The sequence below is a fragment of the Methanolacinia paynteri genome (assembly GCF_000784355.1).
GTDB classification, from domain to species: Archaea; Halobacteriota; Methanomicrobia; order Methanomicrobiales; family Methanomicrobiaceae; genus Methanolacinia; species Methanolacinia paynteri.
The window spans coordinates 93,654-106,341 of sequence record NZ_KN360943.1 but is presented as its reverse complement, the minus strand read 5'-3'; the positions used below and the strand labels follow the sequence as shown (position 1 = coordinate 106,341).

11 protein-coding genes are annotated in these 12,688 nt (G+C 38.2%); 3 read left to right on the top strand and 8 right to left on the bottom strand.

What is annotated here, in order from left to right:
* Positions 1–358: 358 nt before the first annotated feature.
* Entirely contained in the window at positions 359–1,480 is a 1,122-nt protein-coding gene (locus METPAY_RS13380; protein ID WP_048153055.1) for an ORC1-type DNA replication protein, read from the top strand.
* A gap of 183 nt (positions 1,481–1,663) precedes the next feature.
* Here METPAY_RS13380 and METPAY_RS13375 read toward each other — a convergent pair whose 3' ends face one another.
* From METPAY_RS13375 to METPAY_RS13360, 5 genes are read right to left on the bottom strand one after another with little or no spacing between them, the layout of a single operon-like run.
* The gene (locus tag METPAY_RS13375) at positions 1,664–2,575 is read right to left on the bottom strand and encodes a hypothetical protein (protein ID WP_048153054.1); all 912 of its coding nucleotides are present in this window, start codon (positions 2,573–2,575) and stop codon (positions 1,664–1,666) included.
* Positions 2,554–4,611: an AAA family ATPase gene (locus METPAY_RS13370; protein ID WP_169743677.1), complete on the bottom strand. Its 2,058-nt coding sequence runs from the start codon at positions 4,609–4,611 to the stop codon at positions 2,554–2,556. The genes METPAY_RS13375 and METPAY_RS13370 overlap by 22 nt, the downstream gene beginning before the upstream one ends.
* An 8-nt stretch (positions 4,612–4,619) precedes the next feature.
* Positions 4,620–4,757 (bottom strand): hypothetical protein, encoded by a 138-nt coding sequence (locus METPAY_RS15380; protein ID WP_157199095.1) that lies wholly within the window; start codon positions 4,755–4,757, stop codon positions 4,620–4,622.
* Positions 4,738–6,303 (bottom strand): ATP-binding protein, encoded by a 1,566-nt coding sequence (locus METPAY_RS13365; RefSeq protein ID WP_048153052.1) that lies wholly within the window; start codon positions 6,301–6,303, stop codon positions 4,738–4,740. The genes METPAY_RS15380 and METPAY_RS13365 overlap by 20 nt, the downstream gene beginning before the upstream one ends.
* A gap of 3 nt (positions 6,304–6,306) precedes the next feature.
* Entirely contained in the window at positions 6,307–7,350 is a 1,044-nt protein-coding gene (locus METPAY_RS13360) for a DNA double-strand break repair nuclease NurA (protein ID WP_048153051.1), read from the bottom strand.
* Between the two features lie 160 nt (positions 7,351–7,510).
* Between METPAY_RS13360 and METPAY_RS13355 the strand changes: the two genes are divergently transcribed.
* Positions 7,511–8,377, top strand: coding sequence for a DNA adenine methylase (locus METPAY_RS13355; RefSeq protein WP_048153050.1), 867 nt, complete (start codon positions 7,511–7,513; stop codon positions 8,375–8,377).
* A 234-nt stretch (positions 8,378–8,611) separates the two neighbouring features.
* Here METPAY_RS13355 and METPAY_RS15215 read toward each other — a convergent pair whose 3' ends face one another.
* Positions 8,612–8,785 (bottom strand): hypothetical protein, encoded by a 174-nt coding sequence (locus tag METPAY_RS15215; RefSeq protein WP_169743676.1) that lies wholly within the window; start codon positions 8,783–8,785, stop codon positions 8,612–8,614.
* A gap of 148 nt (positions 8,786–8,933) precedes the next feature.
* Between METPAY_RS15215 and METPAY_RS14785 the strand changes: the two genes are divergently transcribed.
* Complete coding sequence (locus tag METPAY_RS14785) at positions 8,934–9,200, top strand: peptide ABC transporter ATPase (protein ID WP_245611649.1); 267 nt, start codon at positions 8,934–8,936, stop codon at positions 9,198–9,200.
* 113 nt (positions 9,201–9,313) lie between these two features.
* On the opposite strand, the gene METPAY_RS13345 is transcribed toward METPAY_RS14785, so the two are convergent.
* Both METPAY_RS13345 and METPAY_RS13340 read right to left on the bottom strand, forming a co-directional pair.
* Positions 9,314–10,366 (bottom strand): virulence RhuM family protein, encoded by a 1,053-nt coding sequence (locus METPAY_RS13345; RefSeq protein ID WP_048153048.1) that lies wholly within the window; start codon positions 10,364–10,366, stop codon positions 9,314–9,316.
* A 245-nt stretch (positions 10,367–10,611) separates the two neighbouring features.
* Positions 10,612–12,688 (bottom strand): hypothetical protein (locus tag METPAY_RS13340; protein ID WP_052418843.1); only part of this gene is annotated, 2,077 nt, incomplete at its 5' end.

Here is a 12,688-nt window from a genome sequence, read left to right as displayed (position 1 = left end):
AGGCTCCTTAAAAAATTGGGCGTGAAACGAATGTTTCAGGCACTATTGAAGAAAATTCTGTAGGAATTTTCTGTTAAATGGATTTTTGGTGATCTCTTTAGATTGGGGGTAAGGTGTCCCGGCCGGATTATTGACTGCATTCAAAGAAACAAGTCGGTACGGCATATTGTGAAGACCCGTTGACTCAACAGTTCGGAGTTGTGAGAAATGACCAATTTTCCCGACCGGGGACGATCATAGATTATGTGGATGGATATTTAACCGGGGAGCGGAAGGGGTGAAAGTGAACGATTTAATATTTTCCACTTTCACGCCACCCGGAATCTGCGCTTATATCATTTCATAAAATTTCATAAGAATGAAGAGAAACTTGCTAATGGGGGATCAGACTCTCTTCAGGACCCCCGATATTTTTGAGATAGATCACGTACCGGAGCAGTTTAATTTCAGAGATACGCAGCTCAGCGAACTGGCTTATGCCATCCGGCCGGCGATGAGCGGGGGCCGTCCGTTCAACTCAGTTCTCCGGGGCCTTCCCGGAACGGGGAAGACGACCTCGGTCCGGGTGCTCTTCTCCGAGATCGAGCAGACGACAAAACGGGTCCTGCCTGTATATATCAATTGCAAGAACGACCGGACACGGGTTTCGATCTTCGGTTCAATATTCAACCGGATCTTCGGGCACTATCCGCCGACCACCGGGATTGCGTTCCGGAAGATCTACAATGAGATAGGAAATTACCTTTCGGAGTCGCGGACGGTTGCAGTCGTATGTCTCGACGATATGAATTACCTGATGTACGAGAACCGGCTGAATGATATCCTCTATGTACTGCTCCGTCTTTACGAAGAATTCCCCGGTGCAAGACTCGGGGTGATTGCGGCGGTGAGCAACATGGAGATCGACCTTATGACCAAAGTCGATTCTGCCGTCTGGTCGGTCTTCAGGCCCGTTGATATTTACTTCCCCACTTATGGATATGAAGAGGTCCGCGAGATCCTTTCCCGGAGAGTACGCTGCGGTCTTTATCCGGGGGCGATGTCAGGTGAGGTCCTGGATCTTATTACTCAAAGAACGGTTACAGCGGGGGATCTCCGTGTCGGCCTTGCGATAATAAAAGAATCAGTTGCAAATGCTGAGAAGGCGGCAAGGAAAGAAGTCCTGGCAGAGGATGTATCGACATCGGTCTCTGCGAAGGATATCCGGTTAAGGGATGCAATCGGCGGCCTGTCTCCGGACGAGAAGAAATTTCTGGCGGTCCTGGCTGAAGAGGTCCGGGATAGTGAAGAGTCGCCGACCTCCGGGGCCCTCTATGAGATTGTAAATAAACAGCTTTCAATGGGTTATGCCAACTTTCACAAACGGCTGAATAAGCTGGAGTCGATGGAAATTATTTCTATGAAATCGCTCCAGGTGAGGGGACAGACCAGAGAGATTTCCTTGGATTATGAAGCCGGGGAGATCTTGAAGGTTTTGTGAAACTTTTCAACCCAAAATTAATACTTATTTCTTACGGGTTCCTCTTATCATTTTTTAGGTATATTGTTTCCTAATATAGTCTCTTTTAGAAGTGAATTCGTAAGTGAAAATTGATAAGGGTTATTATTCTGAGAAGCATGAAACCGAAGGAAAAATTGAGGGAGATTTGATCTTGATTAGATATTAGAACTCGTCTAAAATAATATCTTTTAACTCCATCTTCAGCTTGATTCTATTTATATTTACTTTAGATTTAATTAGTGAATAAGAATTCTGCCCTATTTTTGAGATTGCATCTATCAGTTCATCTTTCTCTTCAGGAGATAATTTTTTTCTTCCTAGAACCCTACGAAGAACATATAGTGTTTTATCTTTATTTATTACAAAATCCTCATCCAGGAGATCAAGATACAGTCCATGCTTTTCTCTATTTGAAGCTTTGAATAAATTACCTGTTTTTTTTGGAATTTCATCTAATCGTCTAAAATTTTGAAGGATTTCATCTTCTCCTTTAACAGAACCGTCCCACATTTTGTCGAATTTATCCTTATATTTCGGATAAATTGTCTCTAAAAAATCGATCGCATAAGAAGTCGATTCTTTTGCTTCATATTTATTTTCTTCATTTGCAACGAATGAATAATCTGATGAAAAGGCTAATAATCCAATTGTAGTTAATAATATTGCTTTTTCTTTCTCTTTTAGTGGTTTATCCTTTTCTTTGATTTGCTTATCGAAGAAAACCTTATTTAGATCATTTAAATAGATATCAATTTCATTTGTCAATTCAATATCATATTCTATCACAGCTACCCCTTTATATGTTAAAATATAGAATCCATCTTTTTCAACAAAATAAATAATATTATACTTTAACAGATTATTCAGCGAATCTTTAGAAAAGGTCCAATCTTTTTCAAAAAATTTTGTAGAGAGATAAAAACCCTGCTTTTTCTTATTCTGTTGATCCAAAATGACAAAAGAATTTTTTCCAGTATTTGAATCTTTTATTCTGTCTAACAAAAACTCTTTTTGCTTAGCTTCTATTTTAAAAAATTCCATTTTGTGACCCTCTAAATTGCTACTGGCTCCCATTTTATTTCAGAAACAGTATTATCCGCAATTGTTATTAGAGCAAATAACGTTTCTCCGGAAATGATTTGTTTCTTTATGTCACCTACTAATGTCTGAATATTATCTTCATCCATCTGAGAAATATCGTCAATTAATATAACCTTCTTTTTTCCGCCAAATTTTTGATTAATACTCGAACGAATTGAGTTTAATGCGGTATGACCAGTACCTATTTGTGGAAACTTAATTGGAGCTCTATTTTCAACAATATATTGGTTATTTAATAAGTCTACTTTTTTTACATCCCAGGATTTTTTTTCAAAGTAAACAACCTTCAAAATATCTGCAAAATATTCTGATAAGGCATCAAAAAATTCTTCAGAGTGATTTGGAGCTATTCCAAGATCAGATTTTCGAAAATTAACATTTTCAAGGTTTCTTTTCCATTCATTCAATTTTTTTATAAGATTTGAACAAATATTATATTCATTATTTAACCAATTTATGTCATATTTATTTGGTTCAGTTAATTCCCCGTACCCCTCAATTCTACCTTTTAAATTTATAATATTACCATTTAAACTTTGTATTGCCGTAACGGCTTCATCATGTTCACCATTTAATATATTATAATCGTCTAATTTACTTTTATTTTGTAATATTTTGTCACAATTTCCTTCAATGATGTCAGTGACAATATCTTCATTTTTCTCTAATTCTAAATTTAATTCATTTTGTCTTTTTTCAATTTCCTTAATTTCTTTATCAATATCTCTATATTCCAGTACTTGCTTGTCATCAACTTCTGGGATATTTATACGTTTTATTAATAAATCATTTATTTGGACTTTTAATTCCCTTGTTTTCAATAATAAAGATGACAAATTCTTTTTTCCTTCGATCATAGGATGAATTTCTTTTTTTATTTTTTCTAATTCTCTATAAAAATCAAATATAAGTTGATCTGTACCGGGTATTTTCATTTTTACAGTTAAATGAGGTTTTAAAATGGACATTAAACCCTCAATTAATTCATATTTTTCTTCATCTTCTGAATTTTGATTATTTATGGGGTTGCTCTCTAAATTGAAAATAGATTCATCAATTTTTTCTTCCCATTTTTGAATATTTTTAGAAGTTATGTCAATTGGTGTAGATAGACCTAATAGAGTTGTACGAATTTTTTTGAGATCCTTTAATGAATCTCCGATTAATAAAGGATCATACTGTATTATCTGAGCAAGAATTTTTTTTATATTATCCCTTTTTTCATTAAAATCCTGTACTGCTTTTTTATATTTTTGAGTACCTCCGTCAATTCCTTGTCTTTTTAATTCGGTCTTTTTTTCTTTTAATACACGATTTTGTTCTTCCAACCCATTAAATTCAGTTAAAATGTCATTAATATCAAATATTTTCTTTATATTTTCTAATTCAGTCAATTCACTATTTTTTTCTTCCTTGATCTGTTCCTGGATTTTTAATTGTTCCTCTTTTTCAGATAACTCTTTTTTATATTTTTTTAGTTGTTCTTCTTTCCGTTCAAATTCATAGATATGTTGAATGTTATTTTCTATCTCATTAGAATATTTATTTAAATATATTAAGTATCTCGAAATATTGTCTTTTATTAAATAAATGGATGATTGTAATTTTACAATTGGATTATCTGGAACATCATAGAGTACCTGAATATTTTTATGCATTTCTTCAGAGGCAACAGGCAGGCCATTGAATTCGGTAGTTAAATCACCTTTATCATAATTGGATTTTATTAGAATCTTATTATCAATGCTTTCCATAACAAAATTGAATTTTAGTTTATCAATATCATTTGATGTGAGAAAATCAATTTTTGATTTAAGCGCATCAGAAATAATTTCTTCATTACTTTTAAGATTCTGTGTTGCATATAGACCAATTGCGATAAGATCCAATGATGTTGTTTTACCTTGATCATTTTTCCCGCGGACAAAAAAAATATTATTTTCTTTATCTTTTTCTAAAGGGAAACTACATTCATAAATAGGTCCACCGGCTTGGAATTCGTAGTTCAAGGTAAACATTATTTTTTTCCCTCCAATTCGTCTTCACTAAGAATTCCTTTATTTTTCACAATTTTTTGTAATACCTCGTATTCCTCAGAATCAAGTAATTTTCCAATTAATTTATCCATCTCTTGATCAATTTTCTTTTGTGTCATCCAATACCCCCGATAGACATAATGGAAATTTTACATATTTCAACTGACTCAAACCATGTATTCTAGCAACTCCATAACCTGATCCAAAACCCTCTGGATCAAAACCAGAAATAGAAATACCTAAAGATTTTATGTTTGATGCATCTGATTTGAAATATATTTTTGAATTTACAACATTCGCGATTCCTTTTGGCATATCTTCAGGGTTTTGTGAAGCAAAAATAACTCCAATTTTAAGACTTCTACCTTTTCGACTTATTGAGTCGAGTGTACTTAATGTTTCTTTACTTCTTGTATTACCATAGAACTCATGGACTTCATCAATGATTATTAAAACAGGAGTTGTATTGCTCTTATTGCTTTTTACATCATATATCTTATCAAGCAAATCTCTTAAAAGAACAGACCCGAATCCAAACCCGCTTTTACCTGTAACATCTATTACTGACATTTTCATTGGTTGAAGAATATCTTCTGCTTCTAATTCTTTTGCGCCTTTAACATCAAAATATCCTACAGAATTTGTAAGAGCTCGTTCGATATTTCCTCTTGTTGATGCATGAACAGTACTAGGTAATACATTTCCTAATTCATTTTCAGTTTCATATATTCCATTTTTATTTGGGTCTGAAAAATATTGAATAAAATCTTCTAATGTGTCATTTTCATTTGCGACTTTGTTTTTCCAATATCGGAAGATTTTTGGAAGTTGATCAGCTGCAAGATCAGATATGTTTTGTATTAAACCAGTGAGTGTTTCTGGATCTAAATTTCTTGTATTGAGAGTTATGCTTTCAGTCAGATCGATATCAACATTATCAGAATAATTAGGCTTTTTATTACCAGGGTAGTAAATCTTAAATCTCTCTATACCTTTTGGATCTACTCCAATATCTCTCCATTCTTTAAAAACCTCTTTGCTATTGGTTTTTGTTGCTTTATCCATAGCAAGCATATCTTCTTCTTTTACATTAATTGCAAGAACAGCACCTTTCATATTTTCAATAAAGTATTGTGCAAAATACTTCATTGCAACTGTTTTTCCTGAACCTGTTCGGCCAGTAATAAGCATTTGATAAAAGAAAACAGATTCTGGAATATTTATATGAATATATTTTTTATTTTCATCATAGAGATGTTGAACTGATCTGGAAAAAACCGTTGCTGGAAAGATTGGAATTCCCTTTTTAACATCTCCAAATGCGGAATGAACTTCTTCTTGGCTAGAACGACGGGCTTTTAGTTGTGGTCGAATGAAACTGCTGCTTCCATCTTCTCTCTCAGGAATTTCTTTTATTCGGACAGCTGATAAAATATTTTGACAATTCTGATCTTGCCTTAATGTAGGAAGATCGAGATCAACAATCAATGGGGAAGGTTTATATGGATTATTTTGGTAAGTATCCTCAACTCTTACAATAAATTTTTTCTCAGATTCAATATCTTCAATAGTTAAATACGATCCTTGATGTAAAATCCCGTCTGTACCACTTTTGGAGACGAGAAGTATTTTTTCTCTTTCAGCATCAGCTACTATCCAACTCATATTTCATCCAAACCTCTCTTGATTCATTGTTGATATTAATCCAAGATTTTTCATTGATAATTTTAAATTAAACAATTTAATCGATTCTCTAGCAAATTTTTCAGCAATTGCAATGGGCCTTATTTGTGGATTTTTCCATTCCCCTTGTACTAAGATTAAATAATAAACAAGTTCGATAATCTGACTCAGTAATTCAATTCCATATTTTTCCAAGGTTTTAATATGAAATTCCACTCTTTGAGGGCTCTGGTTAAAAGTCTTAATATAGCAAAATATTTTCCCATTATCTTTGTTATACAAATCCTGATATTGAATAAATCCAGTTCTTTCTCCTTCTTTTAAAAGAGCATATGACCAATGAAGATCTGAATTATATTTATTCTTAAATTCTTGAATTCTATCTGTAACAAGGTTGCTTGAACTATTTTTTACAATAAATATTGGAATTAAATTATTTTCTATCATCCATGAATTCAATTTAGTCGTATATGAACTGATTTGACCTCCGATGATTGGTCCGTCTATAAAAACTATGGTGTTTTTTGGAAACTGCGAGAAACAATTTTTAAAGAGAACATCTCTCTCTTTTATATAATTCTCCTTTCTACAATTTTCTATGTCCTTAGAATATTGTATATATTTGGAATTCTTTGTAATAATGGACGATCTTGTATAAAAATTCAAACTAAGACTTATTAATGGTAAATAATCATTTTCAGATAAAAAGACTATACTATGTGCAGTTAGATATGCACTTCCTTCAATTGCTTCAAATTTATCGATTGATTCGTCATATGCAGCAATAAGATAACCTCGATCTGTTAAATCAATTCCAGCTAAAGGATCTAATTTATATTTTAAATTCTTCTCAATAAATGATAATATTCCTTCATCTGAAGGGAATAGTTCTGAATTAAAGTTAACTGAATCAGGGATCGGAATATTATTTAAGTATATTTTTTTTTCTTTTAATTCGTTTAGACAATTAAAAAATTCAGGATGAATTAATATTTTTCCTAAATCAATTCCTGATTCAGACTCAATCATGTTATACAATTATTGAAATAATTATTATACAATTATAAAGGTTTCGAAGCAAATAATTTATTTGAATAAGCCCTTAAATTCTTTTTATTAAATTAACCAGCAAGGCCATATATCAATTTCTACATATCTACTATTGAAATCTGAATATTCAAGGAAAAAGATGACACAAGAAACCACCGCTGTACTGCGTTATCCTGGAGGAAAAAGTAAAGCTTTAAAAAAAATATCTTGCCTTATTCCACGAGATATAAATGAGTACCGAGAACCCTTTGTAGGAGGAGGGTCGGTTTTCGTCAAAGTAAAGCAAAATATTGAAGAAGATGTTTCTTTTAAAATAAATGATATAAATCCAGATCTATATCTTTTTTGGCGTTGCGTCCAACAGGATGGAGAACGATTTCGAGAAAAAGTGTTCTCTATGAAAAATGAATTTAAAACCGGGAAAGAATTATATGAATATTATAAAAAAAGTCACAAAAATTTAGATAATTTTGAGAAGGCCATTCGTTTTTTTATTTTGAATAGAATTACATTTTCTGGGCTAATTGATTCAGGAGGTTTTTCTCAACAATCATATGACAAAAGGTTCACAGAATCAATGATCAATAAAATAACTCCTCTTTCGGAATTATTGTCTGATGTAATTATTTCAAATTATGATTATTCTCATCTACTACATGAAACGGGGAAAGATGTTTTCTTATTTCTCGATCCTCCGTATCTCTCTGCAAAAGAATCCAGTCTTTATGGTAAAAATGGAGATTTGCATAAAGTATTTGATCATAGGAAATTTGCTGATGAAGTCCGGAAATGTTCCCATAAATGGTTAATAACATGCGACGATACACCTGAAATGCGGGATTTATTTGATTTTGCAGAAATTATACCTTGGAGTTTGAATTATGGAATGACAAATGTTAAAAAGTCGACAGTAACTAAAGGAAATGAGATTTTCGTTCTAAATTATAATTTAGAAGATATAGATCCAATCTCGAAAAATTTTAATCGAGTTTTTACTCATTGTTAATTTCCTCAAATTCTCTCTCAAAAGTCTCCTGAAACATCCCTCACAGATATTCGTCCTCAAATAATTCGAAGAAAAAAGGCCCTGCCTTTTCTGCAGAGATCACACTTCCCAGGCTCCTGAGTCACTCTTTTTAAATCGTGGTGATCGAGGAGAGTCGTATGAGGTTTAGGAGGTTTTATGAATGTACTCTTTATATTTTCAATAGAAGGGAATTGTTTCCTGCCATTTTTGAGATTATCTAATCTTTTCGACAACCAAACGTTTGTTTTGTGAGTCTACTGTGATTTTGACCTCCTCCCCTTCTTCAAAGGGAAATGCTGAATCAGTAATTAATTTTGCAGGAATTGTGAGGTATTTTGTATTCGCCCTACCAGCGGATATGAATTTGCCATTACCTGTTAATGCCATGATACAATGTAGTTTACACCAGTAGCTATATATGGGTAGCCCAATATACATAGTAATATACTGTAGTATAATACAGAGTATGTGGGGGAGAACAAAAAATGTTCATACCAAATGTGGAAGAGATCAAAGAGATCGGCGGCGGTCCCAAGTGGAGATATTTCTTCAGGTGGTGATGATGGAGTACATTCCCTCGATTATTGATCCGGATAAAAAATTTCTTTTCGAATCTCTAAAGTCATCAATAGCGGAAATTGCTCAAACCCGTGCCGAGTGGGAAGCTTTGTCCAGAATAGAGGTTCTGAGGGAGATGGCGACAGAGGAGGTTCTTCTTGCGGGTCTTGCCGTTGAGAGTTATGATTTGGCAGTTGCGCTTATGAAAGGGATGAAAGAAGATCACATCCAGGAAGGGGTTTAGGCTGATATTATAACTTCAGCCTATTTCTCGCACCAGTGGTGCGATTTTTTCAGAGCCACGGGAATTCTCATAAAAATTTTTTATTCACCAGGGATTCGACGCTGAATGTAGTTTTATCTCTCCGGCTCTCTATTTGTGGTCTCGTTTTTTTCGGCAATCTGTTTTATCTCGTCTTCCATCTCGATGAAATGCCTTTCAACCTCCGAGGGTTCGTTCAATTGCCTCGTGCTGTATTTTTCGTATTCTTCACGGGCCTTTTTCATTGCGATTTCATGACTTATGCTTCCGGCATCTGTAAGCAGCTCCCTCCCGGTCATTGTAAGGAACTGGTGAAGGCGCTCGATCCAGTCCTGCATCGTCATCGGTATCCGGTTCAGTGCCTGCAATTCTGCAATTTCAAGATATGCCGTGACGATTCTGTTGAGGACTTCCAGTTCGTCTTCATTCAGATAGTTTTTCGCAACTTCCACGTCGCGCCTGAGAAGTTTGTTTCCCGGATAATTCGTGATCCCCATTAAGGGCCGGTCTGCATCTGCACGTTCGTAGATCAGTTCTGCGGCGGTGTGGCCGTGGGCCGCCCAGTGCATCTTGTTCTGAACCTGTTTGAAGAACTGTGTTGTTAACCCGGATTCGGGATCGTAGTCTATGCTGGTTGCATATATGTCCAGAACCTTTCGCCAGAACACTTTTTCCGACGACCGGATATCGCGTATCCTTGCTAAGAGCTCCTCGAAGTACCTGTCGTTGCCGGGCTCTTTTAGGCGTTCGTCATCGAGGATGAATCCCTTTTTTATAAATTCCGTCAGGTGCTGTGTCGCCCATATCCGGAAACGCGTGGCGATTGCGCTTCTGACACGATAGCCGATGGAGATTATCATATCGAGATTGTAGTAGTCGATCGAGCGCCGGATCTCCCTTTCGCCCTCGTTTTGAACTGTCAAGTATTTCTTGACAGTTGCCTCGGGGACGAGTTCGCCTTCTGAATAGATGTTTCTTATATGCAGGCTTATGTTCTGTTTTGTGGTGTCGAAGAGTTCGGCCATCTGCTGTTGTGTGAGCCAAACGGATTCGTCCTGGAACCTGACATCAAGCCTGAAGGTGTTGTCTTTCGACTGGTAGATTAAAATCTGGCCTCTGAGTAATTCGATTTGGGTCTTATCTTCCATATTTTAGATCACTCTCTGTCTGGTGTCGGGTGCGAAGCCGGGTATAAATTCGGTTTTTATTGTATTTTTCAGCGCCACAGTTCTATTCGCCTGGATCACTGAACATTTCTGCAGCGGTTTTATCATTTGAGTCCTCAGTTTTTGATTACCGCAAGAGCAAATATCATATCTTTAATTTTTATATTGTCTATTGAAACTGATTATCTTTTTCCGCCATTAATTTCAGATGTCCCTCCGTTTTTTTATCACCTCACCCCTTCTTTTTTCAAATCCTCTCTCAAAAGCCTCCCGAAACATCCCTCACAGATATTCGTCTTCAACTCTTTCGAAGAAAAAACGGCCTTGCCCTCTCCACAGAGATCACACTTCCCGAGCTCCTTGTTCACTCTTTCAAAATCGCGGTGGTCGAGAACGCCAGGGAGTGGCCGGACCTTTGCAGCACTTTTCCCGCTGTGGAGGGTTTTGCAGCAGTCTTGCAATCCTAAAAGGCGAATATCCTTTGGTAGTTTGGTAAACGCATGATAATTATTGTCTCGATTGATTTTGTTTGCAGCATCGCCTGATTCACAGCAAGAGTCACAGTTTGAAGGAGACACACACCCTTCCTTCTGTGTTCCTGTGGATGTACGCAAAATACTATCTGTACATGTACTAGTACATACATTATCATCTTCTTTTAGAGATCCGGATAAAATTTCGGATTTTTGATCTTTGCAGCAACCTTTGCGTACCTGCTGTAAATCTGCTGCAATGCTGCAAAGGTTCTCGGGAGAATCGGGGGAGTCATCCTCCCCGTCATCGTTGTCGTTTCCTTCACCGTCAAAAGGTTCGTCGAGCCAGACATCCCCGCCTCCGATCCATGCCTTATACATCTCGATATCGAAGGTGTAGTGGTTCTCACGCCTCCGGACACAATAGCCGTCCTCGTCGAGCGTCACCGTCGTATCGACACAGGTCAGGGCCGGGCACTTTTCAAGAAGGCCCGCGTAACTCGTTCCGCGTGAGTTGTAACCGTGAAACATCCGGTATGTCTGGTAGTACGAAAGGCCGGTCAGCTCCTGGATATGGCGGACGGAGAAAGATGTCATGCCCGCCTTTGCAACCGCCGAAAGTGCGGCCGCTTCATTCCGCGTGAGCTTGGTCTCCTGTCCTCCGGTGTCGCCGTTGATTCTGGTGTAGAGGTTCTTTCCGGAATCGAAGTCTTCCCTCTGTGCGATAATGCTTCCTTCTTCGTCTCTCTTCCTCTGGCAGAAGTTTAGCCTGGCATGGCACTTGATGAGGTCGAAGAGCATCGCCGGGTTCCGCCTGTTGGACGAGGCGAGGAACTGGATGCGGGTCGCAAACGGGATCGCAACATTCAGGCAGTCTTCCTTGAGGATATCCCACATGGTCCGGCAGATTTCGGCTGCCGACTCGTTCGGTTTGATCTCCCCGGCCTCGACTTTCTTCATGTGGTCAAGGACGGCCCGGTCCTGGTCGGCGGAGTCGTCGATCCAGACCGTGAGCATCCTGTTCATCACCTGGTCGTCGCCGATGTTCTCGACCTTCGCGAGCCACCAGACACACCGCTCGGGTATGGTGCAGACCCGGAGCTGCCGGTCGGTGGTGAGCGTCCGGTGCTCGATCTGTTCCCGGAAGTTTGCGGTCGCGGACTTGAGGAGCTCCTGGATGTCCTCGGACATCGTCACGTCGTCGAAGAGCAGCACGGTTCCCGGCCGCAGGTTTTCATGATAGAAGAGGGCCTTGTTCGAGACCGTTCCTTTGAGTCGGTAAGCCGGCGGGATTAGGTTGAGCATTGTGCTGCAGGCGTGGGTCTTTCCCTTCCCTGAGTTTCCGGAGATCGAGACGTGCAGGCCCTTCGTATTCAGGACCGACTGGGAGACGACCGACATTATCAGGCACTCGGCGACGATACGGTCCCCGACATGCTCGATGTTGAATGTGTCGAGCATGAAAGCGATCGGGTCACCGGTCCGGAGGATCTCAAGGGCCTCTGTTCTTTCCGGTGACTCTTCGCTCTCCGGGGAAGAGGGGGCCGGCGGCTCCGATCTTTTCTTAGCCCGTTCCTTTTTGCTTTTCCTGATCTCGTACATCGCCCGGAGTTCGGCCCAACGCTGTTTCCCACCGCCGCAGGAATTGCGGTGGCAGCCGGCATAGATCGCACCGTTGTCGAACTGTATCGCGAAGGCCCCGTCCTTATGGGCCGAGGAGAAAGGGCAGTCTTCGAGGACGAAGAGTGTTCCGCCCTGCCAGGGCCTTTCGCTCGCAACCGCGATCCCGTGTCCCGGAAGCCACCGGGAGAGGTCGATTGCTTTTTCTCCG

Coding starts and splice junctions, on each gene's coding strand:
- METPAY_RS13380 (WP_048153055.1), top strand. CDS start 359: ATGAAGAGAAACTTGCTAATGGGGGATCAGACTCTCTTCAGGACCCCC.
- METPAY_RS13375 (WP_048153054.1), bottom strand. CDS start 2,575: ATGGGAGCCAGTAGCAATTTAGAGGGTCACAAAATGGAATTTTTTAAA.
- METPAY_RS15380 (WP_157199095.1), bottom strand. CDS start 4,757: ATGACACAAAAGAAAATTGATCAAGAGATGGATAAATTAATTGGAAAA.
- METPAY_RS13365 (WP_048153052.1), bottom strand. CDS start 6,303: ATGAGTTGGATAGTAGCTGATGCTGAAAGAGAAAAAATACTTCTCGTC.
- METPAY_RS13360 (WP_048153051.1), bottom strand. CDS start 7,350: ATGATTGAGTCTGAATCAGGAATTGATTTAGGAAAAATATTAATTCAT.
- METPAY_RS13355 (WP_048153050.1), top strand. CDS start 7,511: ATGACACAAGAAACCACCGCTGTACTGCGTTATCCTGGAGGAAAAAGT.
- METPAY_RS15215 (WP_169743676.1), bottom strand. CDS start 8,785: ATGGCATTAACAGGTAATGGCAAATTCATATCCGCTGGTAGGGCGAAT.
- METPAY_RS13345 (WP_048153048.1), bottom strand. CDS start 10,366: ATGGAAGATAAGACCCAAATCGAATTACTCAGAGGCCAGATTTTAATC.